Source organism: Chloroflexaceae bacterium (assembly GCA_025057155.1).
GTDB lineage: Bacteria > Chloroflexota > Chloroflexia > Chloroflexales > Chloroflexaceae > JACAEO01.
In genome coordinates, this window is the sequence record JANWYD010000011.1 from 37,353 (window position 1) to 63,962 (window position 26,610).

Annotated in this window: 17 protein-coding genes and 1 tRNA gene; 10 read left to right on the forward strand and 8 right to left on the reverse strand. The window is 64.2% G+C overall.

Features of this window, described 5'->3' with window-relative positions:
* Positions 1-6: 6 nt before the first annotated feature.
* The 4 genes from NZU74_11680 (at position 7) to rsmI (ending at position 3,236) form a co-directional block, all read left to right on the forward strand.
* Positions 7-83 (forward strand) — tRNA-Val (locus NZU74_11680).
* 71 nt (positions 84-154) lie between these two features.
* Complete coding sequence (locus tag NZU74_11685; GenBank protein ID MCS6881983.1) at positions 155-1,168, forward strand: lamin tail domain-containing protein; 1,014 nt, start codon at positions 155-157, stop codon at positions 1,166-1,168.
* Between the two features lie 220 nt (positions 1,169-1,388).
* Entirely contained in the window at positions 1,389-2,354 is a 966-nt protein-coding gene (locus tag NZU74_11690) for a GDP-mannose 4,6-dehydratase (protein MCS6881984.1), read from the forward strand.
* A gap of 3 nt (positions 2,355-2,357) precedes the next feature.
* Complete coding sequence (gene rsmI / locus NZU74_11695; GenBank protein MCS6881985.1) at positions 2,358-3,236, forward strand: 16S rRNA (cytidine(1402)-2'-O)-methyltransferase; 879 nt, start codon at positions 2,358-2,360, stop codon at positions 3,234-3,236.
* A gap of 78 nt (positions 3,237-3,314) precedes the next feature.
* Here rsmI and NZU74_11700 read toward each other — a convergent pair whose 3' ends face one another.
* From NZU74_11700 to NZU74_11710, 3 genes are all read right to left on the reverse strand, one after another.
* On the reverse strand, positions 3,315-4,208 hold the full coding sequence (locus NZU74_11700) for a dihydrodipicolinate synthase family protein (GenBank protein MCS6881986.1): 894 nt from the start codon (positions 4,206-4,208) through the stop codon (positions 3,315-3,317).
* Positions 4,209-5,088: 880 nt separating this feature from the next.
* Positions 5,089-5,934, reverse strand: coding sequence for a BtpA/SgcQ family protein (locus tag NZU74_11705; protein MCS6881987.1), 846 nt, complete (start codon positions 5,932-5,934; stop codon positions 5,089-5,091).
* 115 nt (positions 5,935-6,049) lie between these two features.
* Positions 6,050-7,015: a carbohydrate kinase family protein gene (locus tag NZU74_11710; GenBank protein MCS6881988.1), complete on the reverse strand. Its 966-nt coding sequence runs from the start codon at positions 7,013-7,015 to the stop codon at positions 6,050-6,052.
* 174 nt (positions 7,016-7,189) lie between these two features.
* Here NZU74_11710 and NZU74_11715 point away from each other — a divergent pair, with 174 nt between their 5' ends.
* Positions 7,190-9,607, forward strand: coding sequence for a response regulator (locus NZU74_11715; GenBank protein ID MCS6881989.1), 2,418 nt, complete (start codon positions 7,190-7,192; stop codon positions 9,605-9,607).
* Between the two features lie 78 nt (positions 9,608-9,685).
* Here the strand turns inward: NZU74_11715 and NZU74_11720 are convergent, their stop codons facing one another.
* Positions 9,686-9,895, reverse strand: coding sequence for a hypothetical protein (locus NZU74_11720; protein MCS6881990.1), 210 nt, complete (start codon positions 9,893-9,895; stop codon positions 9,686-9,688).
* Between the two features lie 352 nt (positions 9,896-10,247).
* Between NZU74_11720 and NZU74_11725 the strand changes: the two genes are divergently transcribed.
* Positions 10,248-11,162 (forward strand): initiation factor 2B, encoded by a 915-nt coding sequence (locus tag NZU74_11725; GenBank protein MCS6881991.1) that lies wholly within the window; start codon positions 10,248-10,250, stop codon positions 11,160-11,162.
* 24 nt (positions 11,163-11,186) lie between these two features.
* On the opposite strand, the gene NZU74_11730 is transcribed toward NZU74_11725, so the two are convergent.
* Positions 11,187-12,308: a glycosyltransferase family 4 protein gene (locus tag NZU74_11730; GenBank protein ID MCS6881992.1), complete on the reverse strand. Its 1,122-nt coding sequence runs from the start codon at positions 12,306-12,308 to the stop codon at positions 11,187-11,189.
* Between the two features lie 51 nt (positions 12,309-12,359).
* The gene (locus NZU74_11735; protein MCS6881993.1) at positions 12,360-13,118 is read right to left on the reverse strand and encodes an MBL fold metallo-hydrolase; all 759 of its coding nucleotides are present in this window, start codon (positions 13,116-13,118) and stop codon (positions 12,360-12,362) included.
* Positions 13,119-13,531: 413 nt separating this feature from the next.
* Here NZU74_11735 and NZU74_11740 point away from each other — a divergent pair, with 413 nt between their 5' ends.
* From NZU74_11740 to NZU74_11750, 3 genes are all read left to right on the forward strand, one after another.
* Positions 13,532-15,793 (forward strand): ATP-binding protein, encoded by a 2,262-nt coding sequence (locus tag NZU74_11740; GenBank protein MCS6881994.1) that lies wholly within the window; start codon positions 13,532-13,534, stop codon positions 15,791-15,793.
* Complete coding sequence (locus tag NZU74_11745; protein MCS6881995.1) at positions 15,741-20,495, forward strand: hypothetical protein; 4,755 nt, start codon at positions 15,741-15,743, stop codon at positions 20,493-20,495. Before NZU74_11740 ends, NZU74_11745 begins: the two co-directional genes overlap by 53 nt.
* A 101-nt stretch (positions 20,496-20,596) precedes the next feature.
* Positions 20,597-22,813, forward strand: coding sequence for a glycosyltransferase family 39 protein (locus NZU74_11750; protein ID MCS6881996.1), 2,217 nt, complete (start codon positions 20,597-20,599; stop codon positions 22,811-22,813).
* Positions 22,814-23,126: 313 nt separating this feature from the next.
* Here NZU74_11750 and NZU74_11755 read toward each other — a convergent pair whose 3' ends face one another.
* Both NZU74_11755 and NZU74_11760 read right to left on the reverse strand, forming a co-directional pair.
* Positions 23,127-24,491 carry a glycerate kinase gene (locus NZU74_11755; GenBank protein MCS6881997.1) on the reverse strand — a complete coding sequence of 455 codons (1,365 nt, stop codon included), beginning with the start codon at positions 24,489-24,491 and terminating at the stop codon, positions 23,127-23,129.
* A 167-nt stretch (positions 24,492-24,658) separates the two neighbouring features.
* Positions 24,659-25,447: an IclR family transcriptional regulator gene (locus NZU74_11760; protein ID MCS6881998.1), complete on the reverse strand. Its 789-nt coding sequence runs from the start codon at positions 25,445-25,447 to the stop codon at positions 24,659-24,661.
* 282 nt (positions 25,448-25,729) lie between these two features.
* Between NZU74_11760 and NZU74_11765 the strand changes: the two genes are divergently transcribed.
* Complete coding sequence (locus NZU74_11765) at positions 25,730-26,458, forward strand: SCO family protein (protein MCS6881999.1); 729 nt, start codon at positions 25,730-25,732, stop codon at positions 26,456-26,458.
* Positions 26,459-26,610: the final 152 nt, after the last annotated feature.

A 26,610-nucleotide genomic window follows, 5' to 3' on the forward strand; every position in this document is an offset into this window, starting at 1 on the left:
CTGAGCGGGCGATTAGCTCAGTTGGTTAGAGCGCCACGTTGACATCGTGGAGGTCAGTGGTTCGAATCCACTATCGCCCACCAGCATTGTATCACCTGTTTTGGTGCGTCCCCCGTCTTCTTCCGGTCACCCGCCATTATATCCGGATACGCCCTTGTTCTTCCGCAGGCCCGTTACGGTTGTTGCTCTGGCGATTGCCGGGGTCATAGCTGCCGTGTGGTTGGGCAAGACGCCGTTGCGGGCCGCCGACCCTGTGCCCGTCGCCTGTCCAAACGGGCAGACGGTCTTTCTCGAAGGACAGGCGCCCCCGTCTGCGGCGTTGCTGGTCATCCTGGGCGAGCGCCCGGTTGGCGGCGGCGCAGCCGATCGCAACGGGTTCTACCGCATTCCCTTGCGTGCCAACGAGCGCCCCGGCGTGTACTCCGTCGAGGTGCGGCTGCGCGGCTCGCGCGCCGTTGTCGCCCGCTTTACCTGCTTCGTTGATGTGCCGCTTGAGAGCGCGCCAGAGCCCCCCACCTTGCCCGCCCCCGCTGCAACCTCGATCACCCGCGTCCCGCTTCCCACCAACACGGTGGCCTCAGGAACCACGCCCATCCCCACTGCGACCCCGATCACTCGCGTCCCGCTTCCCACCGACACGGCGGCCCCGGCTACTTCGCCACTTCCTGTCATCACCCCCATACCGGAACGGACGGTGGCGCCATCGCCTACCGCTGCCACGACAGGCAGCCCGGTCGCTACATCCATCGCCGGCCCCACCGCGACGCCCGGCCCTACCGCGACGCCTGGCCCTACCACAACGGTCGTGGCGACGCCCATCCCCAACGCCAACTCCGTCCGGATCATCAATGTTGTGCTGCGCACCGCAACCACGCCCAGCCGCGTGGTTGAGTATGTTGAGCTGCGCAATACCACCACCCGGGCAATTAACATGACCGGCTGGCGCCTGCTCAACGCCAATCGTAGCGATGTTCCGCCCTACGTCTTTCCACAGTTTGTAATTGAACCTGCTGACACCATTAATGTCTACAGCGCCATTGATGAGGATGACCCGGAGCTTGGCGAGTTTTACTGGAATCGCACCGATGTCTGGCGGGTTGGCGATCGGGCCGAACTGCGCGACGCTTCGGACCGCCTGATCAGCTTTCTGATTGTTAGCGCCAGTTGATGGCGTAGACCGGCGTCTGTGGTAAGATGCACAGTATATAAGGCATAGTCCAGAATCCCTTGGCGGTCTGGCCTCGCCTTCGTATTTCCACACCTCCGCACCTCCGCACCTCTACACCTCCACACCTCCACAGACCGGTTATGAGGAGCCGTGGAGCAACTCGTAAGCTGGACCGTCCGGGTCTGAAACATGCCCGGAACATACATTGCCCGGAGACGCCATGCGCATCTTTATCACCGGAATTACCGGACCGGTTGGCAGTTTCCTTGCCGACTATCTGCTGACCATCCCCGATCTCGAAATCCATGCCTTTAAGCGCTGGCGCAGCGACCCCCGCCCGATCGCTCACCTGCTGGGGCGCATCGTTATCCACGAAGGCGACATCGAGGACCCCTTCTCGCTCACGCGGGCAGTTGCCGCCGCCGCGCCGGAGCGCATCTTCCACCTCGCCGCTCAGAGCTACCCCAGCGCCTCCTGGGACGCGCCGATTCATACCCTGCGGGTGAATCTCGAGGGCACCATCAACCTGCTCGAAGCGGCTCGCCGCCATGCCCCCGATGCGCGTATCCACATCGCCGGGACCAGCGCCCAGTACGGCATGGTGCGACCCGAGGCGACGCCGATCGCTGAGAGCCACCCGATGCGTCCCGCCAGTCCTTACGGGGTGAGCAAGGTTGCCGCCGAACTGGCCGGTCTCTACTACCACGACACCTATGGTCTCCACGTCGTGGTCACTCGCTCGTTCAACCACGTTGGCCCGCACCAGGGCGACCGTTGCTCGATCCAGACCTTCTGCCAGCAGATGGCCGCTGCCGAACTTGGCCTTCAGGAGCCGGTGATCCATGTCGGCAACCTGGCGCCGCTCCGGGATTTTACCCATACCCGCGACGTCGCTCGCGCCCTCTGGCTGCTGCTGGAACGCAGCGTCCCCGGCGAGGTCTACAACCTGTGCTCCGGGCGGGCCACCCGTATCGGCGACATCGTGCAACTGGTGGTGCAGCGGGGCCGCGTGCCGGTGGAGGTGCGGGTTGACCCCGCCCGCCTCCGCCCTGCCGATGAGCCGGTGCTGGTGGGCGATAACAGCAAACTGCGCGCCGTCACCGGGTGGGCGCCATCCATTGATGTGCCCGCGATGGTGGACGAATTGCTCGACTACTGGCGGGCGCGCCTGCGCGCCGAGCGGTGAGCCGTGGGTACCCTGTTTCTCGTTGCTACGCCGATTGGTAATCTGGAAGACATCACCCTGCGCGCCCTGCGCGTGCTCCGCGAGGCGCGCCTGATCGCCGCCGAGGACACCCGCCATACTCGTCGGCTGCTCGACCACTACGCCATCACTACCCCGTGCATCTCCTACCATGAGCACAACAAACTCGTCCGGCTCGACGCTATTCTGGAGACCCTGGCCGTAGGCGACGTGGCTCTCGTCTCCGATGCCGGCACACCCGCCATCTCCGATCCTGGCGTCGAGCTGGTGCAGGCCTGCATCGCGGCGGGTTTCCCTGTGTCACCCGTGCCTGGCCCCTCGGCGCTTCTGGCCGCGCTCGTCGCTTCGGGTCTGCCTACTGACCGTTTCGCCTACGTGGGCTTTTTACCCCGCCGGAGTGCCGAGCGCCGGCAACTCCTCTCCGAACTGGCCAGCCTGACGCTCACCATCGTCTGCTTCGAGGCGCCTCATCGCCTGCTCGAGGCGCTGCAAGATATTCTGGCCGTTCTCGGAGACCGGCGCATCGTGGTCGCTAATGATCTGACCAAGCGCTTCGAGGAGTTCCGGCGTGGGGCCGTCAGCGAGATGGTGGAGCACTTCAGCCTGCAACGCCCCCGTGGCGAGTATACCCTGGTGATCGAGGGGCTGGTTCCCGGCGGCGAGCGCAAACGCGAGCGCTATCGCCTGCGGGTGCAACCCGCGACTGAAACGCCGCCGAGCGAAGCCGAGATCGCGCAGCGGTTGCGGCAGTTGCGCGACCAGGGTTATGCCGGCAGCCTGGCGGCCCGTCTCGTAGCCCGCGAACTCGGCCTGCACAAGAGCGCAGTCTACCAGGTGTGGTTGAGACTGGAGCAAGAAAACTAGGAAGGCATGCGTTTGCTGCGCCAACCTCGACAGGAGCGGCAGGCAGGATCACCCTCGCCCGCTTTGCAGAACCGGCCGCTATTCGGCCAACCCCAGCCCCACATACGCCGCGCGCAGTCGAGCGACTTCTTCGTCGGGCAGAGGGAGCAGCGGCAGCCGCACACAGGTTTCGGGCAGGTCGCTCGTCCATGGCAGGGCTGCTTTCAGCGCGGGCGGAGTGTTAACCGGATCGATCAGCGCGCGCAGAGTGTCGAGGCGCTTCTGCGCCGCCGCAACATCGCCGCCGCTGTAATGAGCATCGTAGATGGCCCGCGTCAGGCGCGGAAAGGCGCTGGAGAGGGCGCTGATGGCCCCCGCCGCGCCACCCGACAGGGCCTGGCCGATCAGGCTATCGCTCCCGGTGAAGATCCGCAGGCGCGGAAAGCGCGTGATGAGCATCTGCGCGTGGTCCCAATCCCCGCTGCTGTCCTTGATCCCGTAAAACCGGTCGGGGTGGCTCTCCAGCAAGCCCTCGATAATTGACGTCGTGATTGGCACGCCGGTCATCTGCGGAATGTGGTAGAGCATCAGGCGCGCGCCGGGTGGCAACGTATCGGCGAGGGCGCGGAAGTAGGCCAGAACGCCCCGCTCGTCTGGTCCTTTGATGTAGAATGGCGGCATCACCAGTACGGCATCAGCGCCCTGGCTCAACGCATGATCGCTCAGCGCGATGGTGTCGGTCAGCGCTGCGCAGCCCGTGCCGGCAATGACTGCAAGCCCCCCGCGATGCGCCAGCACGATCTCGAGGACGCGCTTCCGTTCGGCCACGCTCATCGAAGGCCCCTCTCCGGTCGTGCCCAGCGCCAGCACCCCGTGCAGCCCGCTGTCCTCGAGAAAACGCATATACCTCGGCAGCCACTCGTAATCCACCGGTCCAACATCGCTGGTGAACGGGGTGAGCATAGCGCTGATAATGCCCCCTGGCTCGGCCATGGTTTGCTCCTTATACGAAAGGCGCGGATTCTCTTGCTACTGTACCACGTTTCCTGATACACGGCGCGAAAAGACCAACCCCCGGCCCGCGCCGGGGGTCGGATCGCTGTTTTCCGCGTCGATCAGAGCACGTGCGTAGCAACGTACTGGTCTATGGGCGTGTAGTGCGGCTGAACCTCTGCTGCGCCGTTGTGCCGGGAAGGTACTGCGATGTGGCGCAACTACAGCGGCTCAGTTGGACCGACCGGAGAAACAGTTATGAGCGATGGGTTGTAACGTTGGCTGGAATGCTCGCTCACGCAACTACTATAGCACCAGACAGGCGCCGCGCCAATGAGGCATGAGTAGGGCCAGGGGCGCTCCAGAGGTACCAGTGATGTCTCCCACCGTGGTACCAGCCAGGTGTAACATTTTGGATTGCCGTTTATGGCGCCTGCGGAGACTTCGCGATGGTGCGCATATACGCTTATTACTCTATGAACGAAGTTTTTCGGCAACTCCGCCCCCTTGCCAACCCTCCCCCGCCGGGGGAGGGAGTCCGGCTCCTCCCCCCGACGGGGGGAGGCTGGGAGGGGGGCGGAAATGCCAGGAAACTTCGTTCGCAGACTACCAGGTAGTCTGTGCATTAAGTTTTCTGGTATTTCGCTCGCCCTGTCATGCTGAGCGAAGCGAAGCATCTTCCGCCTCCTGGTGCGGTAGACCCCTCGCTCCGCTCGAGGTGACAAACACCGGGAAACTTACTTTACAGACTACTTATGAACATTTAGTATGTATTCAGGTAGACCGGTGGGACGGCCCCCGAGCCTGTCGAAGGGCGCGTTCCACCGAAAGGCTCAGGGCGCAGACGAGGCAAGATGCCGAATCTAAGGCTTAAAAATCATTAGCGCGCGGCGCGAACGAAGCGTCGCACCCGTTCGACGTCAACCGGATTGGCGATCTCGCCATCAACCTTAATGCTGCTGCCCACGATGACGCCATCGGCGACCTCCATGAAGACGCCGATGTTCCGTTCGTCAGCGCCGCTGCCGAGGAGCAGGGGCGTATCGCCGGCCAGCCGCCGGGCCTCGCGCACCTTCTCCACATCCGGCGCGTCGCCAGTCATGCGGCCTGAGACGATCAGCGCGTCGGCGCCGAAAAAGCGTGTCCACTCGATATGCGTGGCCAGGTCAATGCCCGGAAAGCGCACCGAATGCTTCTTGTCCACGTCGGCGAAGATCTTGATATGCTCCGCGTGCAGTTCCTTGCGACGACGCAGCAGATCCGCGGCGCAGCCCTCATCCCAGTCGCCCGCGTCCCATACCCCCGCGCCGGTGAACATGCAGACGCGGATGAAGCTGGCCCCGGCAGCGATGGCGATGCCGAGCAGCGCGACCCCGCCGTTATGCACCACGTTGATGCCCAGGGGCAGATCGGGCACGGCTTCGCGCACCGCGTGGGCCACGACGGCCTGAGCGGCGATGCTCTCGGGTTGCAGGTGCGGCCCGGCGCGAAAAGGGATGTCCCACATATTCTCGACGATCAGCCCGTGGCAGCCGCCTTCGGCCAGGGCCGTGGCGTCGCGCACGGCGTGCTCGATGATCGGCGCTATGCCGTAGCCCGTGTAGCCCGGCGCGCCGGGCAACGGCCAGCAGTGGACCATGCCAATCACCGGTTTGGCGACGCCGAAGATCGATTGCAGATCACGGATGCGCAGCGCATCCAGACGCTCCTTCCATGGCGGGGCCATGTGGTGCTCCTTTCTCCGCTCTTTTCACCAGATGGGGACATTTTGCTCATCCTCATCATATCGTTTTACAATGAAGAGGCGTTTATATGATCAGGAGCGCCGGGAAACCCTCTGTTCAAGAAGTTGCCAGGAGGTGATGCAGCGAATGATCGAGACGGGCGGCTATCTCGGCCAGGGTCGGGATGGCTTCGGCAGCGCCGTAACGACTGGCGGTCAGGGCGCCCATCAGGTTGCCGATCGCGGCGCTGCTGGGGAGATCGGCCCCCCGTAGCAGGGCCCACGCAAAACCTGCGGCAAAAGCGTCGCCGCAGCCGTTAGTGTCAATAACCGTTACAGCCGGAGGCAAGACATTCAGACGGGTGGCGCCTGCTCCCACACTGCAGCCCTGTGCGCCACGCTTGACAGCGACGTGCTGCGCGCCGGCAAGCAGGAGTTCGTCCATGGCCGGTCGCACCGTTGTGCCAGGAACAAGCGCGCGCAATTCGTCTTCATTCAACGTCAACAACCAGAGCCGCGGAAGCAGGGCGAACACCAGCCGGCGAGCCGCCCGGATGGTCGGCAAGCAGAGGTCTAGCGCCACAGGAATGCCGCGCGCGTAAGCCAGGTCAATAGCGCGGACCGCCGTCGCCCGCTGCGGCCCCTCCAGCAAAGCGTGACCGCATACAAAGAGCAGGTCACAACGTTCCAGCATCATCGTCTCAATAGCTGCGGGATCGCAGCGTACATTGGCGCCCCGATAACTCACAAACGTGCGCTGCCCGCCGGGACTGACGACCACGCCGCACAAACCGGTCGGCGCATCCTGGTCGCGCTGGATGTGGCTCACATCGAGGCCAGCCTGGCGCGCCGCCCCCAGGGCGATCTCCGCCGCCGGATCGTTGCCCACGCGCGCAATCAGGCGCGCCGTGGCTCCAAGGCGCGTAAAGGCGACGGCAACGTTGAGGCCGGCGCCGCCGCTGTGCCAGCGAAGACCGTCGGCGGTCACATCATCGCCTTCCTGGGGATAAAATGGCACGGTAAAGGTCAGATCGGCATTGAGATCGCCGATAACCGCAATAGTGAGTACGGATGTGATCGCCATGCCGGATAATTTGTAGGCCGCTTGCCACGTCCAGGGTACGTAGTGTACAATTTACTGCTACTGTCGGCAACCCCTGGCTCGCATCGCAGGGGCGACTGAGAACATTCGTCGCCGCGCCCCCTTGATGCCGGTTATGTTTTGATAACCCGCCGGGCCAGAGGTGCCAGGAACTCTATGGAAGAAATACTCGTTATTGATGATAGTGAGCACATCGCCAGCCTGCTGGCGAACCATGTGCTTCCAGAGTTAGGATTTACGGCCATTGTCGCTCACACCGGACGTCAGGGGCTGCAGCGCATCCGAACACGCCTCCCGGATCTGATCCTGCTCGATCTGCAACTTCCTGACATCAGCGGTCTTGAGTTGCTGCGCATGATCGCCCAGGAGGGCCATGATGTTCCCGTGATCCTCATGACCGCCCACGGGTCGGAGAGCATCGCCGTTGAGGCCTTCCGCCTGGGAGCGCGGAACTATCTGATCAAACCCTTCTCTGACATCGAGGCGCGCGCCGTCATTGACCAGGCGCTGCGGGAGCGCCGGCTGCGCCGTGATAAGGAACGCCTCACCGCTTCGCTTCAGCAGCGGGTGCAGGAACTGACCGTGCTCTACCGGATTGGCAAGTCGGTCACCGGTCTGATGGATCAGGAGCAGTTGCTCCAGCGCATTGTCGAGGCAGGCGTGTTTATTACCCAGGCCGAAGAGGGGTTCCTCTTGCTCCACGATGAAACCCAGCAGGAACTCTATCTCCGCGCGGCGAAGAACCTCGGCGAGCAGCGCGCCCAGAGTCTGCGCCTGCCGATTGATGACTCCCTCGCCGGGCAGGTCTTCCGCACCGGCAAGCCGGTGCGCCTCGACCAGTCGCGGGCCGGCGCGGCGCTTAAAGTCAAAACTGGCTTTCTGGTGCGCGCCATTCTGCAAGTGCCCCTCATGCTGGGCACGAAGGTCAAGGGCGTCCTGGCGGTTGACAATCGTGTCGCTGATCGCACCTTCTCCGAGAACGATGAGTATCTCCTGGCGACCCTCGCTGACTACGCCGCTATTGCGATTGAAAATGCCCGCCTCTATGAGCAGGTGAAGCTTTCCGAACAACGCTACCGTGATTTGTTCGCCAATGCCTACGATTTGATCTTCATGCTTAATGAGGCGTTGATCATTACCACAATTAACAAAGTCGGCGAACAACTGACCGGCTACAGCCTGCCCGAACTGCTCGGACGCCCTCTGCGCGCCCTTTGCACCCCTGAGTCATGGGATAGGGCTGAACCTCTACTGCGCGAATTGCTCGCCGGGCGTAGCGTTGCCCCGTTTGAGCTCGAACTGCTGCGCCGCGATGGCGAGCCGGTGTATCTTGAGGTCTCGGCGCAGGTAACCCGGAACGGCGTCGGGTCCAGGGGGGTGCACTGCATTGCCCGTAACCTGACCGAGCGCCGGCGCCTCGAGCAACAACTGCTGCAGTCGGAGAAGCTCTCGGCCATCGGCCAGTTGGTGGCCGGTGTGGCCCACGAATTGAACAATCCTCTCACCAGTGTCAGCGGGTATGCCCAGCTCTTGCTGCGCGATCAACGCCTCCCCCCCGAGCCGCGCCAGGATCTCGAACAGATATACCAGCAGGCCGAACGGGCCGCGAAGATCGTCCAGAACCTGCTGATCTTCGCCCGCGAACATAAACCTGAACGGACGGTCGGCTCGGTTAATGATGCCATCCGCCGCGCCCTCGCCCTTCAGCAGTACCAGTTGCGGGTCGAAAACATCGGCGTCAGGCTGGAGCTTGATCCGGCCTTGCCGCCAACTACTGCCGATTTCCATCAACTCCAACAGGTGTTTTTGAATTTGATCAGCAACGCGCGCTACGCCATGGTCCAGAAAGGCGGTCGAGGTACGCTTACCCTCCGCACCAGTCTCGAACAGCCGCCCACCAGCGAACCGCATATCCGTATTGAGGTGATTGATACCGGTGTGGGGATTCCCGAGCGCGACTTGCAAAAGATTTTTAACCCATTTTTTACTACCAAGCCGGTGGGTCAGGGTACCGGCCTGGGCCTGTCAATCTGTTTCGGGATCGTCAAGGAGCATGAGGGCCAGATCTGGGCCGAGAGCCAGGTTGGCGTCGGGACGTGCGTGGTGGTCAGGTTGCCGGTGCGTTCCGGGCCGTCTGAGCAAACTTCGGCGCTCCCTCCTGCTGAGGCCGAGCAACCGACCGCGAGTCTCCAGGTCCTGGTGGTGGATGATGAAGAGCCAGTCGGAGAGTTGCTTGCACGCATGCTCCGCACCCTTGGCCACCGCCCGACGGTCGTCTGTAGCGGCGAAGCGGCCATGGAGATCATCGAACGCGAGGTGTTCGATGTAGTACTCTGCGATGTGAAGATGCCCGGTCTGAATGGCTTTGATCTGCTCCGTGCCATTCGAGTGCAAAACCCTGATCTCGCGGAGCGCCTGATCTTCGTGAGCGGCGACACCCTCAGTCCCGCTACGCGCACTACGCTTGAGCAAAGCGGGAACCTGTTCCTGGCCAAACCCTTTTCTCTGGAGCAGGTCCGGCAGATCCTCACCCTATTACTCAAACGGCGCTCCATCGGCTCGCAGCCATCCTGATTGTCCGAGACGAAGGGCGCTTCGCTCGTAACCGGGGTGCGACGAAACGTTGATGCCGCTGGCCCATTGGCGTTACGTTCAGCCTGCAGTGGCACAGGCGCTCAGATACGACAGCGCGGCAAAAACTACGCCTGGCAGGGTGATTCTGGCATTCGCCGGCAGCATCCATCTTCTCCGCGCTGCCTGCCGCGCGGAAGGCAAAACGCCCGGCGCCGCACCGGTGGCGCTCTTGCTCGTGCCCTTTTCCTGTTGCTGTTCCTCCAGATCATGCAGGACGACCGGGCGCAACCCGTAATTACTCCTGGTTGCCGTCTGGAGTATGGAGCCGAAGAACCCCTGTGCCAGTCCCTGCTGCGCCTCCCCGGGCCTGAATTCCATTTGCTGAGCTGATCAACCGATGGGGAGAAACCTGACGCTCCCATCTCCCGCCTTGCCTGGAACTAAACAGCGGGGCGAGCCGGAGGGTTGCCCCGCCTCCGAATCATCCTGTGCGAATCTTGCGCACGATGCACCGTCATCCTCTGGCATGCGGTATCATATGCATATGGAGGAGATCCTGATAGTCTTACTCTCAACCGTCCAGGACGAGCGCCCGTCGTAGTGGCGCGGGCTTCACCAGCACGTATATAGGATGGGAAGTGTGGATAGCTTCACCCAACAGGCGATTGCCGCAATTGCGGAGGATAATCTATCCGGGGCCGTGGAGGTGGCCGAAAAGAGCGCCGAGGTGCTTCAACGTCTCATTCGCACGGACAATTCGCTCCACAAGGAGGGATTGGTCCAACAGGTTCTCGATGTGGGATGGGCGCTGATCCGCGCGCACCCGACGATGGCCCCGCTGGTCAACCTGGTAAATGGGGTGCTCTGGCGCCTCGAGGATGCCGCATCCGCCGATGAGGCGCGCCGCAGGGTGGCCGATGCCACCGGCGATTTCAAGCGCTGGCTGCGGGTTCACGAAGCGGCCATCGCCGAGACGGCCTTGCGCCTGATCCCTGAGGATGGCCAGATCCTCACCAATGGCCGCAGCACCACGGTGCGGGCGGCCCTGCGCCACGCCCAGCGCGCCGGCCGCCGCTTCCGCGTGGTCTGCGCTGAGGGTCGCCCGGGTTGCGAGGGACGCGTGCTGGCTAGCGAACTGGCCAGCGCCGGCATCGAGGTCACCCTGGTGATTGATGCCCTGGCGGTGGCCATGGTCCCGCAGATGCAACTGGTGCTGGTCGGCGCCGATTACCTTGACGCCAACGGGTTGGTCAACAAAGTAGGCACCTATGCCATCGCCCTGGCCGCGGGCGCCAGCAAGGTGGCGATGTACACGCTGTGTGGCAGCGAGAAGTTTCTTCCTCCAGGCTACGTGCCGCCCGCCCAGACCCTCTGGCCCCCTGAACAGGTCTGGGACGCCGCTCCGCCAGGGGTGCGGATCACCAACCTCTACTACGACCTGACCCCCCTTTCCGCTCTGGCCGGCATCGTCACCGAGCAGGGCGTGCAGCCTGCCGAAGGGATCGAAGCCTGGCTGGCCGTCACCAGGTTGCACCCGGCGCTCCAACGGACGTAATTCTTTCCGCGATCCTCCGCGAAGCTATCGCCCCCGCGCGGCGACGCGACGGTAAATCGCCAACGTTTCCCAGGCGGCGCGGCGCCAGGAGAAGAGCGCCGCCCGTTGGGGCCCGCGCCGGGACAGGTCGGCCCGCGCCGCGTCGTCATCCCACAGATCGGCGATGGCATCGGCCCAGGCTTCCACCTCCCGGGGAGGCACGAGGCGAGCCGCGTCACCCACCACTTCCGGCAGGCTGCTGGTGTTGGCGACCAGGCCCGGCGCGCCACAGGCCAGCGCCTCCAGGGCCGGCAGACCAAAGCCCTCATACAGTGAAGGATTGACGTACAGCCGGCAGGCGCTGTAGAGCCAGGGCAGATCATCGAGGTTAACGGCGCCGAGGAAGTGCACTGCCTCTCGCAGGCGCAATTCGCCGACCAGAGCGTAGATCGGTTCATCGAGCCAGCCACGGCCACCGGCGACGATCAGGCGATACCCCGCTTCAGGGCGCCGGTCGAGGCAGAGGCGCAGCGCGCGCAGCAGGGTTGCCAGGTTCTTCCGCGGCTCGACGGTGCTGACGAAAAGGAGAAAGTCGCCCGCCGCCACCGTACAGCCGTTGATCACCCGCCGCTCGCCCGCGGCGACCGCCACCGGGGCAAAGCGCGGATCGGCCGCCTCATAGACCACGTCTATCCGCTCGGCCGGCAGGTCGAGAAGAGTTGCGACGTCGGCGCGGGTGGCCTGAGAGACCGTGATCACCGCCTCGGCGTCGTGGACGGCTGCGCGCACCTGACTGTAGTAGCGGCGGGCGTCGGCGTCGAGGATCTCAGGAAAGTGGAGAAAGGCCAGATCGTGCACGGTGATCACCGCCGGGCAGGGCCGGCGGCGCGGGGCGATGAAGTCGGGGCAGTGCAGCAGGTCGAGACGCCGTGGCAACAATTCGAGGGGCAGGCTCAACTGTTCGAAGCGATTGTGAGGCGGCGTCAGCATGGCGGCGCGCTCAACGTTGGCGGCGACCACCAGAGGCCGGTGCTGGCAATAATGCTGCAAGGCGACGAAGGTGTCATCGGGGGCCTCGGCGGCGAGCGCCGTGAGAAGCTGGCGCGTGTACTGGGCAATTCCGCCCTGACGATAGGCGTTGAGACGAGCGTCAATACCGATGCGCATGGTCAGCCCGGGTCTCCAGGCAGCGAGGCTCCACCGCCGCCGCCGCGCGCCTTATGACACGATAGTCACCTCGAGACCGTCGTAGGCGAACTCCACGCCGGGTGGCAACCATCGGCCGTCGGCGTGGTCAATGTTGTGAGTCATATGGACGAGGTACGCTCGTCGGGGCGCCAGGGCCGCAATGACCTCCAGGGCCTGGGCCAGGGTGAAGTGCGTAGGATGTGGTTCATGGCGCAGGGCATTGAGCACCAGCACCTCAAGATCCTGGAGCAGTCTCCACGAGGCCGGGGGGATGGCGCTGGCGTCGGTCACATAGCCTAATCCGCCGACCCGATAGCCAGTAATCGTCCAGGTGCCGTGGAGAATGTCGAAGGGCCGGATTTCCACGTCGCCGATGACAAACGGCCCCTGCACCGGACGGAGATCGAGCCTGGGGCGCGTGGAGCCGGCGGAGGTTTCGTCAAAGGCGTAGGCGAAGCGTTCGCGCACCTCGGCCAGGGTTTGCGGGGCGCCGTAGATGGGCATGCAGCCGCGCCCCAGGCAAAGCGGGCGCAGGTCATCCAGACCGGCAATGTGGTCGAAGTGCGAGTGGGTGAGGAGCACCGCGTCGAGGCGCTGCAAGCCGGCGGTGAGCGCCTGCGCCCGGAAATCCGGCCCTGCATCAATGAGGATCGTCGTCTCGGGGGTGCGCAGCAGCGCTGAGGTGCGCGTGCGTCGGTTCCGGGGATCGGATGAGGTGCATACCTTACATGTGCAACCGATCACGGGAACGCCCATGGAGGTGCCGGTGCCCAGAAAGCGTAGCTGCATGAGGGATCTCAGCCAGGGAAGACCGAAGCCGGTCGCGCTCCTCCTACCCGTCCACAACCGACACACGGGCTGGCGAACAACGTCATGCCTGTACGTGTGAGGCGCCCTGAACGTTCCATAGTATACCATATCGGGGCGCCTGGGTCGGTGCGCGCCCCACTGAGGCGTTGTGAGCGCTATCCGGCCGGAAAGCCAACCGGGAAAAAGCTAATGCCGCCTCTCCGAAACGATAGCGTGCCGTACCATGCTGCGTTGTAATGCCGATGAACTGCCTGTCGCGTGCGCTGCGCGCCGAACCGCTGTTTCGGCTGACTTTACAAAAGTGTTAGAGAGTTATAACCTGAGTCCTATTGATCGCGGTAAGCCGGAAATTTATACTAATCCTGGGGGCGTCACGCCGAGGATGGACTGCGATGCGGCGATTGTGGAAAGAGTTTAACTCGCAGCTACGCTACCAGATTATTTTTCCCTTCCTGCTGTTGACGTTGATCGTCGCGGTAGCGGGAGGGATGGTGGTGTTCTATCTGGTAGGGCAGTCGCTCCAGGAGCGTTTCGACAACCAGCTTGCCGCGGTTACGCGGTCGGCCAACGACGCGCTGGTCAGTCAGGAGCAGGCGAACCTGCAATTTTTGCGGGAGGTGGCGTTTGCTCTTCCCAATGAGACCAACGGCGCCCCGGCGGTCGCCGATGCACTGGCCCGCAACGATGCGTCGGGGCTGGCCCTGGCGCTTGACCCGTTTTTCCGCGTGGGCGCCAGTCGCAACGAGGTCTATCTCGACCGCCTGATCGCCTTCGATCGCAATGGGAAGACCCTGGTTGACTTTGAGCGTTCGAATGGCGCTGTTTCTGATGACTATATTGCCCATCCCCCATTAGATCTGACTGGAGCGTGGTTTACCAGTCGTGTTCTTAGCGGTGAATTTGATAAGTATGGTGATAAATATGCTGGTTTAATTCAGTTTGCCGACACCAATCAACTCTATTTTGCCACTATCGCTCCAGTGCGGGCGGGCGATGAGGTGGTGGGCGGGCTGATTGCCGCAACCCGCGTTGACAATCTTCTTGCGGCGCTTGCCGTCCGTTCCCAGGCGGCGGGCATTACGCTCTACGACAGCGCCGGCCGCGTAGTGAGCAGCACCTTCAATGCCAGCGGCGCCGGGAACGCGCCGCCAATGCGCCTGGAGTTATTGAGCCAGTTTGCCGGGAGCGACGCGCCGGCTGCCGGGGCGCTCTTCAGTCGCGAGACGATAGGCGGGCGCGAGTACCAGTTTGCTTATGTTCCCTTGATTGTGCGCGGCAGCAACGTGGGCATCCTGGCGCCGGCCCTCTCGCGCGACTATGTGATGGATACCTGGAACAGCACCCTCGGTCCAATCGTGACCCTGATTGTGGTGCTGTCCCTGGTGATCATCGTCGCCGGGGTGAGCATCGCCCGGCTGATCACGCGCCCGCTCGAGGAACTGGCGGCGACCGCCAGGGCGATCAGTCACGGTGACACCAATCGGCGCGCGTACATTGTTTCCGAGAACGAAATCGGCCAGCTTGCCGCCAGTTTCAATCAGATGACCGAATACCTGGTGCGTCTCTACGGTCAGGTGCAGGCCGAAGCGAGCCAGCGCGCGGCGATTGTCGAGAGCATTACCGATGGGATTGTCGTGGTTGATGATCTGGGGAACATCAAGTTGATCAACCGCGCCACCCGTCGCTTGATGAACTTGCCCGACGACGCTCCCTTGCCTGCGAAATTGAGCGATATTCCGCTCAAGCGCCTGGTGGAGGGCGTGCCCGGGTTTGGCGCCCAGCGCGCCAATGATCTCTATACCCTCGGCGACTACATCGTGCGCGCCTCCGTGGCGCCCGTCATCGGCAGCGATGGCATGCGATCCGGCTACGTCTGTCTCTTGCAGGATATGACCGCTGAAGTGACTGTTGATCGCGCCAAGACCAACTTCATCGGCACGATTTCACACGAACTGCGCACGCCGCTGACCGTGATCCGCGGCAACGCCGATCTGCTCCTGCGTGGCCTGGCTGGCCCGATGGAGGAGGAACAGCGCGTGTTTGTGGAGTCCATCCGCCAGCACGCCAATAACATGACCGGCCTGGTGAACAATGTTATCGTGATCGCCAATCTCGACGCCGGCACTCTGAATACAGAACTTGAACCGATGGATCTGGCCCGCCCCATCGGGGAAGCCGCCTTCCCCTTGCAGAACCAGATCAAGGCCAAGGGCCTCACTCTGACGATTGACATCGCCGCTGATCTGCGGCCCGTGCTGGGCGACTACGATCAGGTGCGCCAGATTGTCTATCAGTTGCTCGATAATGCCCGCCGCTATACGGTCGAGGGCGGCATTACCATCCGTGCGCGCGATCATGGCGATCATGTGCGCGTTGAGGTGGAAGATACCGGACGGGGTATTCCCCCGGATATGCAGGACCAGATCTTTGAGCGGTTTATCCGTGGTGATGGCACGAGCGAGGGAATTAACTCCAGCGAGCGTGGCATTGGTCTTGGCCTGGCGATCTGTAAACAGTTGGTTGAGCGCCAGGGGGGCATAATCGGGGTGACCAGCGTTCCAGGGCAAGGTAGTACATTCTACTTTACACTCCGCTACGCCGATGATACCACAAGCCCTGAAAACTCGTCTCGCTCGCTGGCTGCGGCTGCCTGAGCGGCGCATCTTCTCACGGCCGCTGATCTGGCTCATTGTGCTGGCCCTCTTCGCCGTACTCGCAGGAGTTACGATCATCGCTCGTGTCGCTCTGGATCTCACCTCGCCCAGGGTAACGCGCTACGCTGCCGATCTCTCCGCCCGCAATCAAGCCGATTACAGCTTCTGGCCATTCGGTCCGCTCATCCCGCCGGTCAATCCTGAGGTGATTGCAGCCGCCGAGCTTGATCGGTTGGCGCCTGACGCTCCGGGCAATCTTCCTGCGCCGACCAGCGTGCCAATTGTATTCATTGGCCCGCCGACGGTCCCTGCCCTGCCTTCAGAAACCCCGACGCCTACGGCCTCGCCCTCGCCAACCCCGACCGCGTCGCCAACGACCGTCCCAAGCCCTACGTCGGTAGTGGCGTCGCGCCGCGCGCCGACGTCCGCTGCTGAGCCGGTGCGTCAGGTGATTCCTACGGCCACGCCGCAGGAGCAACCCTCGGCGACGCCGATTACTAATCCGAATGAGCCGCCGGCCACGCCACCGCCGCCCACCGCTACCGCGCCGTCGCCGCCGCCCACCGCCACGCCTACGCCTACCGCCACGGCGCCGGTGCAGACGCCAGTGCCTTCGCCATCGCCCACAACGCCGCCAGCGACGCCGACGGCCGTGCCGCCACAGCCAACCAGTACCCCGTCGCCTACCAGCACGCCTGAACCGCCGCTGGAGGTGAGTTTTGCCGCTGCCACGCTGGTCGTTAGCGAGGCTCAGGGTCGGGCTGCTATAGAAGTGCGTCTCAGCCGCCTCCCCTCTACGACCGTCACCGTTGCATATGCTACCGGCGGCGGCACTGCCACGCCGGGGGTTGACTATCGCCCGGCAAGCGGTACGCTAACCTTTGCTCCTGGCGCCATCGCGCGCTCGTTTACCATCGAGATACTGAGCGATGAACTGAACGAGCCGAATGAAACGGTTGAGATCCGTCTCTCTAACCCGGTCAACGCCGTAATTGTCGGATCAGGTGTGGCGATACTGACCATTACCGATAGTGATGCGCCTCCCACAGCGCGATTCGCCGGTGAGCGGCGCGTTGTTCCTGAAAATGCCGGTTCGGCGGCCGTTACAGTTGAACTTGACCGCCCCGCCGCCATTGATGTGGTCGTTCCTTACGCCGTAAGCGGCACCGCTGGCCCCGCTGATCATTCTCTGCGCGCTGGCGCGCTGATCATCCCTGCCGGCGCGACTGGCGCCCGCCTGCGGTTCACCATTGTTGATGACCAGATTGATGAAGACGATGAGTACATCGTCGTTACCCTCGGCACGCCGAGCAACGCCGGCCTGGGTAGTCCCTCCGTGTATCTGTTTACGCTTGTTGACGATGACGCCGCTGGCGTAACTCTCAGCGAGACCGCCTTTACCCTCGACGAAGGCGCTTCCTCTGCGTATACTGTGGTCCTGGAAAGCGAGCCTGCCGCCCCGGTGACGATTGAACTGATCCCCGACTCTCAGGTGCAGGTCGTTCCTGACAGGCTCGTCTTTACGCCCGCCAACTGGCGCGTCCCGCAGACGGTGCGCCTGACGGCGGTTGATGATAACGTGGAGGAAGGTGATAATGCGCGGGAGACCCATCCGGGGCGGGTTACACACCGGGTTATTAGCGGTGATCAGTTCTATGCCCGCCTGACCGTCCCAACCGTAACGGTTGCCATTCGCGACAATGATGACGCCGGGGTGCTGGTCAGCCCGCAACTCTTGCGCCTGACCGAGGCGCCTGGCTCTACCCAGGCTGCCGCCTACACCGTCCGGCTGCGCAGCCAGCCCACTGCACCGGTGATGGTGACTATCACCTTTGACCAGGAGCTGACAATTAATGGCGTTGCGACCGATGCGACGGAGCTGACGTTTACGCCTGCGAACTGGAACATCCCGCAGGAGGTGCAGGTCCGGGCGGTGGACGACGCGGTTGATGAGGATGGAGATGGCAACCGCAGTGTCCATGCCAGTCTGATCCGCCACGGCGCGTCCAGTTCCGATCCCTTCTACAATCGCGATGCACCGGAGTTGCAACCTGTGGTCAGGGTGGAGATTGCCGACAATGATGACGCCGGGGTGCTGGTCAGCCCGCAACTCTTGCGCCTGACCGAGGCGCCCGGCTCCACCCAGGCCGCCGTCTACACTGCCCGGCTGCGGAGCCAGCCCACTGCGCCGGTGACGGTGATCATCACCTTCGACCAGGAGGTGATCGTCAACGGCGTCACGACCGGCACGGTAAACCTGAATTTCACCCCGGCGACCTGGAATGTAGCGCAGACGGTGCAGGTCCGTGCTGTAGATGATGCGGTGGACGAGGACGGCGACGGCAACCAGAGCATCCATCGCAGCTCGATCCGCCATCGCGCGTCTAGCGCCGACCGCTTCTACGATCGCGATGTGGCGGAGTTGCAGCCGGTCGTTACCGTGGAGATCACCGATAATGACACTGCGGCGCTGCTCCTTCCCACTGGCCCGCTAACGGTAACCGAGGGGCAGAGCCTGACATACCCGGTTCGCCTGGCTACGGAACCGGTGCGCCCGGTCACGATTACGTTGACGGTAAGCGGGCCGGTCACCGTGTCCTCTACGAGCCTGGTCTTTGATCGCGACATCCGTGAGCAAACGGTAACCATAACCGCCCCTGACAATTATGTGGACGCGCCGGATGCCGCGGCGACCATTACGCACACGATCCAGACCGCGGATCCCGTCTACAGTACTCTGCCGCCAGGTACGCTCGCGGTGCGTGTGCTGGATGATGATGAGGCCGGCGTGCTGGTCAACCCGCAACTCCTGCGCCTGACCGAGGCGCCTGGCCTCGTTCCGGTCGCCACCTATACTGTCCGGCTGCGCAGCCAGCCTACTGCGCCGGTGACGGTGACCATCACCTTCGACCGGGAGGTGACGGTCAATGATGTGACAACCGGTACAGTAAACCTGAACTTTACCGCCGCAAACTGGAACACTCCGCAGGCGGTGCAGGTTCGGGCGGTAGACGACGCAGTGGACGAGGACGGCGACGGCAATCAGAGCGTCCATCGCAGCCTGATCCGCCACAGCGCCGCCAGCGCCGATCCCTTCTACAATCGCAATGTGCCGGAGTTGCAGCCGGTGGTTAGCGTAGAGATCAGCGACAATGACACGGCTGGCCTGGAGGTCTCAACGCCATCGGGGTGGACCACCAGTGAAGATGGCGACAGTGTGACGTTCACGGTCCGCCTCACCAGCCAGCCCCTCGCTCCGGTGGCAGTGCGGGCGCTGACGAGCGATCCGACCGAGGCGCGGGTAAGTGACCCGGCCATGCCGCCAGTCTTCGATGCTCTAACCTGGAACCGCCCGATCACGGTGACGGTGAGCGGGGTTGATGATGATTTGTTTGATGGTCCGATCCCATACGCGGTGTCGGTGATGCTTGATGCCGCTTCGGGCTATGCGCCGCTGGCCGGGGTCACGGAGATCCGTCTCACCAATCTTGATAATGATCGCGTGCCCGCAAGTTTCGTGCAGGCCGAGAGCGTGGTGCGCGAAGATGCCGGCGAGGCGCGCCTGGGAGTGCGTCTGGTGCAGACGCTGACCTATACCGTTACTGTGGGTTACGAGACCCTTCCCGGTACGGCCGCTCCCGGTGAGGATTACACCCCGGTCTCTGGCGTGCTGACGTTTGCTCCGGGCGACCTGGTGCAGACCATAGCCCTCCCGATCCTTGACAATGATGATGCTTCAGAGGATCGCTACGAGACGGTGCAGGTGCTCCTCCGTCCTGGCGAGGGTGCAACGCCGGGAACGCCCGGGCTGGCGACGGTGCTGATTGAGGAGGATGACGTTCTCTCGCCGCTGGCAGTTGCGCCCTTCCTCGTAACCAGCAGGGCGCTAGGAGCGAGCTTCCTGCAGATCGCCCTGCCATGCAGTTGGCCCACAAGCCGCGCGCTTACCATTGAGCTATGGAGCCCGGCAGTGCATACTGGTCCCGGCGGGAGTGCGGATGTCGTTGATCCAGCAGCAGCCGATGGGCCGAACACCACCCTGTTCGAACTCTACGACGCAGGCAGCCGCGTTGATCCCGAGGGAACGACCGTCACCCCCGCGGGGAACGGGTTGCTTGTCGCTGACACCTTCGCTCCGAGCGCCGCGCCCGAAGCCTGGGAACGGTGGGCAATCATCGCCGACCCTCAGCCGTGTGGTCGCTATCTCTTGCGCGCCCAAACCGGAGGCGACGACGAGAACTACTGGGCCATACGGGTCGGATATGATCACGACAATTCGCCGCTCACCCGTCTCCTCGACCTGTCGCCGCTCGGTGCGCCGATTCGTGTTGGCACGCTGCTCGGAAGCGTCGAAGTTCGCCCTTCGGCCGATGTACCGCTGTGTATGACGACGTGGGTATACGTGGCGCCGGGCACTACCGAGTTGCTCCTGAACAATTTCGACCTTGACGAGGAAGAACCAGGACCTTCGGGCGTTCGTCTGCGGTATTACGCTCCGAGTCAGATCTACAATCCCCTGGGTCTTAGCGGTGGCTTCGAGGGAAGGCAATCCGGCGATGGCGTCTGGGTCCAGGAGCGTTTCGCCGCGCCTGAAAGCGGCTGGTGGCGCGTGGTGGCGTGTTCCAGCCGGCGTAATCGCTACGAGTTGGAAGCGATTGGTGACGGCTTCCCGCTGCCGTTGCTCTACGACGCGCCGTACTGAGGGACGAGGCCTCCTTTCTCACCCCTGCCGGGGCAAGGCTGTAGCGCGCAATCCGGATGATTGCGCTACAGCTTCTGGCATTTCTGCGCTATCATAGGCGCGTGAACCCGCGAACCTTCAGCCGCCGCCTGGCGCACAGGGCGCCGCTGCTGTTGATCTTGATGCTGGCCCTGGCATGGCGTCTGGTCCTCTGGGCGCAGCCGCTGCACGAACCGGCCAACGATGAGGTTGAGTACCTGCGTGTGGCCCGCGACCTGCTTGCTGGCCAGGGATGGTCGTTCTACGAGGAGTGGCGCTGGTTGCGCGCGCCGCTCTACCCGCTGTTCCTCGCCGGTTCCCTCTGGCTGGCGGGCGGCGATCTGCAGCGCGCCGCCCTCCCGAACATCGCCGCCAGCGTCGCGGTGGTCTATCTGGTGTACCGGCTGGCCCGCGAACTGGCCTCCGCCGGTGGCGAACGAGCGGCGCTGCTGGCGGCGCTCGCCGCGGCGTTGCTCCAGACCGGCGCCACCTTCGCCAGCCTGTACATGAGCGAGACGCTCTTCAGCCTCCTCTTCGGCGGCGCGCTCCTGTCCTTGGCGGTCTGGCGGCGCGCCGGGGGTGCATGGCGGCTGGCCCTGGCCGGGGCGCTGTTCGGGCTGGCATGCCTGACCCGTTCAGCGGCGCTGGTGTTTCTGCCCGCGCTGATGCTCTGGGTTGCCATTATCGCCACGCGGCGCGAGGGCAAGCTGTGGCCGCGTGGGGTGCTGGCGGCCTTGCTGCCGGCGGTCTGCGCTGCACTGGTGATCGCCCCCTGGACGATCCGCAACTGCCGGGCCTATACGGCCTGCGTCCTGATCGAGACGGGCTTCGCCTATAACTTGTGGGCCTTCTACGAGCCGCGGGAGGACCTCAATACGATTAACCGCACCCTCGAAGCCATCCCCGATCCGGTGGCGCGAGCCGACGAGGCCGCCCGGCGCGGCCTGGAGCGACTGCGGGAGGATCCCGCCATCCTGCTGCGGAAGCTCCCGGTAGAGTGGAGCCGCCTCTGGGCGGTGAAGATCATCCAGGACCGCTTTCTACTGCCCAGTTACTATGCTGACCCGCCGCCCCCGGTGTTTCTGGCGGGGTTGCTCCTCGATGATCTGCTCTACCTGCTGGTGCTGCTCCTGGCTGGCTACGGTCTGGCGCTCGGGCTGTCGCGGCGCGATGGGTTGACCGTATTGCTGGCTCTGTGGATGGCGCTATTCATCGCTGTGACGCTGGTGACCCACGCCGAGGGGCGTTACCGGCACTTTCTCTTCATCGCCATGCTGCCGCTGGCGGGTGTCGCGGCCAATGCGCTGCCGCGTCGGACGCGTCCGCGTCCCCTGGCCGGTCTGGCGGTGGCGACGCCGCTGGCGCTGGCCCTCCTGCCGCTGTCGCTCTACTACCCATGGTCGTGGGCGCTGGAAGGAACGTCGCGCAGCCTCTACCGCTGGGCCGGAGACGCTTTGGCGGCGGCAGGTCGCTTTGATGCCGCGGAGCGCGCCTACCGGGCGGCCCTGGCGGCGCACGAAACCCCCGACGGCTGGCTGGTCCTCGGCGACCTGCGGCGGCGCCAGGGTGACCTGAACAGGGCCGCCGAAGCCTACGACCGGGCCTTCGCCCTGGCCGGCCCCTACCCCGCCGCCAGCGCGCGTCGCGGCGACTTGCTGCGCGAGCTGGGCCGCGACGATGAGGCCCGCAGGGCCTTTGAGGGGCGCTACCTCGATCCGGCCCGGCTCACCGATTGGAGCTATCGCTTCCTGCGCCCGCGCCCCGCCATGCTCATTGATCTCGGAAACGGGCTGGACTTCGGCTACGTGGGCCAGGTTTACCCGGCTGAACTGGCCCACCAGGCCACCGGGCGCTGGACCGGCGGTGATGGGCGGCTGCGGCTGGGAGGCGAAGGATCGGCGCCAGGCTTGTTGACCCTGCGAGTAACGGCGCCCTGGCCCGACGGCCAGGGGGCGCGGCTGTGCATCTGCGCTGGCGAAACCTGCACAACCGCGCCGGTGGATCAGCGCTGGCGCGTCGTGCGGGTGCTGCTTCCCACGACGGGTGACGAGATCGCCCTGCGCAGCCCGACTTTCGTCGCGTCCGACGGTCGCCGTCTCGGCGTGTTCCTCGACTGGGCGGAACTACGGGAATACGGCGTCTCCGGCGAAATATGGGACGCCGCCGGCGCCCGGCTCTCGCCAGGGTTTGCAGCTCCCGGCGTTCCCTACAAGCCCCGGACGGCGTCAGGTTCGCCTGCGCCATCGGGGAGTCCGGGGCCTGGAAAAACGGGGTTCCCCATAAGCTCCAACCGGCGTTAGTTCGCGTGTGACCCCGGAAAGGCGGGGGAAAACCTGGCTTCCCCCTCATCTTCAACCGGCATCGGGGCCGCCAGAACCCTGTCGGAGGGCCGGGGTGGGGAAACCTCTCAGGTGCAGGGTTTTTCAAGCGAGAAGGGGTTTTTGGCATTCCAATGCGCTTACGATTCTCACTCCCCCGCCCCCCTCTCCCGCGCAGCGGGAGAGGGGGGAGTTGGGCGTCCCAATGCCCCGGATGGCACATGCGACGCGAGGATGGACCGGAACACCCTACGCCTGAGAAGGTGGGGAGGCCCGGTTTGCCCCTGTCCCGTCATTACCAGGCGAACAAGAATAGCAGATCGTTCACATTGGTTGTCGTAGGGCCGGGGCGGAGCAGGTCATCAAGGGCCGCAAAGAAGGGATAGGCGTCATTGCGCGCCAGGTGGGCCGCGGGGTTAAGCCCCAGGACGCGGGCGCGGCCCGCAGTATCGCCGGTAGCAACGGCGCCGGCGGCATCGGTGGGGCCATCGCCGCCATCGGTGGCCAGGGCGACGAGGGCCACGTCGGGCGTGCCGCTGAGGGCCAGGGCGGCGGCGAGAGCCAGTTCCTGGTTGCGCCCGCCGCGCCCGTCGCCGCGCAGGGTCACCGTGGTTTCGCCGCCGGCCACCAGGCAGGCCGGACGCGGCAGCGGCCGGTCGCTGGCGGCAAGTTCGCGCAGCACGGCGGCCAGAAAGCGCCCGGCTTCGCGCGCTTCACCCTCCAGAAACGTAGTGAGCAAGAGCGTGTGGAACCCGGCGGCCTGCGCAGCCGCGAGGGCGGCATCGGCAGCGATCTGGTTGCTGCCGACCAGGATCGTGCTGGTCTCAGTCAGCGCCGGGTCGCCGGGCTTAGGAGTCTCGGGAACGGCGCCGGCAATGCCAGCGCGTAGATGGGCGGCAATAGCGGGAGACACGCGCTCGCTCAGCCCGTAGCGCTCCAGAACGGCCAGGGCATCGGCGAAGGTGCTGCTGTCGGCCACGGTCGGACCGGAGGCGATCACGTCGAGGGGGTTGCCGACCACATCGGAGAGCACGAGCGTCACCAGGGCCGCCGGGTGAACCATGCGGGCCAGTCCGCCGCCCTTCACCAGGTCAAGGTGCTTGCGCAGGGTGTTGATCTCGCCAATGCTCGCTCCGGAGGCGAGCAGATCGGTGGTGAGAGCCTGGAGATCGGCGAGGGCGACCCCGGGGGCGGGCAGGGTCAGCAGGGCCGAGCCGCCGCCAGAAATCAGGGCGATGACCAGGTCGCGCGGGGTGAGGTTGCGGAGCATGTCGGCCATGCGGCGCGCGGCGGCGACGCCGCGTTCATCGGGCACGGGGTGCCCTGCCTCAACGATGGTGATGCGAGGCGGGGGCGCGCCATCAAGGTGGCCGTCCTTGACCACAACCAGGCCCCCGGTCAGGTGGGGGCCGAGAACAGCGGCGGCGGCGCGGGCCATCGGCGCGCCGGCCTTTCCCGCGCCGATGACGAAAACCCGGTCAACGGCGCGCAGATCAAAGGCGCGCTCGCCGGCAACAAGGGTGTCGCCATCGCGACGCAGGCAGCGACGCACGGCAGCGCCAGGCTCGACGGCAGCCAGGGCCGCGGCCATAATGGCCGTGATAGCGTCGCCGCAGGGCGCAGCGCGCAACGAAGCTGTCCAGAGGCGTTGAGGATCCATAGAGCACTGACCGGAATGATTAATCCCCTGAGGACAGCGAGCCGTGTGGCTCGCTGCACTCGCACCGCCATTGTTGCAGGTCAATCGTTTCGAGAAACGCTACAGGCGGGTCGGGTTCTAGAAACGAGAACCAGCTTGCGCCTGCTGGCGCAACCGGGAGGGTTGCGTTACGCCCCCTCAGTCGCTTCAACCGGCGTGGGCGGACAATAGCCCAGACAGGCGCTGCACTCATCGGCGGCCTGGCGCACCAGCGGGCCGAGCGCCCGCGCCCGTTCGAGCGACAGACGCGCCGCAGGACCGGAGATGCTGATGGCCGCCACACACCGACCGAAGCGATCAAAGATCGGCGCAGCGACGCAGCATACTCCCAGTTCGCGTTCTTCGTCATCAAGAGCGAAGCCCTGGGAGCGAGCGGCTTCGAGCTCCTCGCGCAGGCGTTCGGGATTGGTGATCGTGCGGGGAGTAAAGCCCTGCAATGCCGTATGTTCCAGGTAGGCGTCGAGCTGTTCGGGGGAGAAGGTCGCGAGGATCGCCTTACCGCTGCCGGTGCAGTACAGAGGAGCGCGCTGCCCGACCTCGGTGAACATGCGCACCATCCGCGGGCTGGGGACCTGCTCGCTATAGACCCCCTCGTTATTGTGCAGCATCACCAGATTGCTGGTCTCTTCGGTTGCCTCGGTGAGGCGCTGGAGCACCGGGCGGGCGATGCGATTGAGATGAAAGCGGCGATTACTGGCCGCACGGGCCGCTACCTGCAGCAAACGCGGCCCGGGGCCGTAGAGGCGTGTATCGCGATCCTGAGCGGCATAGCCGCGCGCCACCAGACTTCCCAGCAGGCGGTGCACCGTGCCCAGGGGCAAACCAACGCGCTCGGTCAGTTGCGAGAGACTGATATCGTCATCGGCCTCCGCCAACGCCTCGAGCACATCAAAGGCGCGATCAAGCGATTGGACCATAACCGTTTCGTAGAAGGCGGGGATTAATTATGATAGCTGCACTATAGCCCAGAGATGGCGCAGATGTCAACAAATACTGCAACATGCCAAGGTTGCGCTACGCTTGCGCCTCGCGGCAGGTGCGCGGGCAAACCCCGGTGTTCCCATCCGCACCCGTTTCACTCGCTTCCTGATAGGAAGTTAATGCATCACCATCACCGGTTGCTGGGCTTTCACCATATTACTTTCGCTCTCAAAATATACTCTACCCTGTAACTTGTTCCTGCGATCACAAGCAATGGTATGCGACCCCTGAAGCTGGTCCTGGCCCCCGAACGGATCCCCCGCCTTGCCCCCCGTCCGCATGGCGCATGGAACTTTATGCACGGCCTGGTGGCACTGGGTCTGGCGCTACTGGCGCTGGTGCTCTGGTTTGCCGTGGCCCGGCCAGTGAAAGTGCTGCCGCGGATTGCGCCACTACCCCCCTTTGCCCTGGAAGATCAGTACGGTCTGCCTATCAATTCAAACGACCTGCTGGGGCGATTGGTGTTCATCAACTTCTCCTACACCCGCTGCGGCGCGGACTGCGCCGCGCAGCGGGAGCAACTGGCGGCTCTGCGCGAGCATCTGCGCGCCGCGGGACTTCTGGGCAGCGAAGTGCTTCTGTTGACGATCAGTTTTGATCCCCGGCGCGACACGCGCGAGGCGCTCCAGACCTACGCGGCCCGACTGGGCGCCGACCGGCGCTCCTGGCGTTTTGCCACCGGTGATCCTGCCGAGTTGAAGGCGCTGATCGGGGGCGAACTGGGCTTCTACTATGGCCAGCCCGATGCCAACGGGGTGATCAAGCACGACCAGCGGGTGATCCTCGTGGATAGCAATGGCATGATCCGGGCCAGGTACGCCGGCGAGCGGCTCAATGTGCAAACCTTTCTGCGCGACATTGAGCTGGTGCGCCAGGAACTGGGCAGCACTGGTCTGATGCGCCAGGTGTACGAAGCTTCGCACCTCTTTCTGTGCTACCCCGATTAGGAGCCTGTCTGGACAACCAGGCTGCCCAACTATTTGTTTGTAGAAGGATGTAGCTCTCTCCGACCTCCCGCAGGCAGGGGCGTGGGAAAACCCGATTTCCTCACCGCAACCTGGAAAGTTGCATGACCATCGCGCTCTGCAGGCAGGGGCGT

Bases quoted from the DNA above. Each gene is read 5' to 3' on its own strand.
- NZU74_11690 (MCS6881984.1), top strand. From the start codon at position 1,389: ATGCGCATCTTTATCACCGGAATTACCGGACCGGTTGGCAGTTTCCTT.
- NZU74_11700 (MCS6881986.1), bottom strand. From the start codon at position 4,208: ATGGCCGAGCCAGGGGGCATTATCAGCGCTATGCTCACCCCGTTCACC.
- NZU74_11705 (MCS6881987.1), bottom strand. From the start codon at position 5,934: ATGGCCCCGCCATGGAAGGAGCGTCTGGATGCGCTGCGCATCCGTGAT.
- NZU74_11710 (MCS6881988.1), bottom strand. From the start codon at position 7,015: ATGGCGATCACATCCGTACTCACTATTGCGGTTATCGGCGATCTCAAT.
- NZU74_11715 (MCS6881989.1), top strand. From the start codon at position 7,190: ATGGAAGAAATACTCGTTATTGATGATAGTGAGCACATCGCCAGCCTG.
- NZU74_11730 (MCS6881992.1), bottom strand. From the start codon at position 12,308: ATGCGCATCGGTATTGACGCTCGTCTCAACGCCTATCGTCAGGGCGGA.
- NZU74_11735 (MCS6881993.1), bottom strand. From the start codon at position 13,118: ATGCAGCTACGCTTTCTGGGCACCGGCACCTCCATGGGCGTTCCCGTG.
- NZU74_11740 (MCS6881994.1), top strand. From the start codon at position 13,532: ATGCGGCGATTGTGGAAAGAGTTTAACTCGCAGCTACGCTACCAGATT.
- NZU74_11745 (MCS6881995.1), top strand. From the start codon at position 15,741: ATGATACCACAAGCCCTGAAAACTCGTCTCGCTCGCTGGCTGCGGCTG.
- NZU74_11755 (MCS6881997.1), bottom strand. From the start codon at position 24,491: ATGGATCCTCAACGCCTCTGGACAGCTTCGTTGCGCGCTGCGCCCTGC.
- NZU74_11760 (MCS6881998.1), bottom strand. From the start codon at position 25,447: ATGGTCCAATCGCTTGATCGCGCCTTTGATGTGCTCGAGGCGTTGGCG.
- NZU74_11765 (MCS6881999.1), top strand. From the start codon at position 25,730: ATGCGACCCCTGAAGCTGGTCCTGGCCCCCGAACGGATCCCCCGCCTT.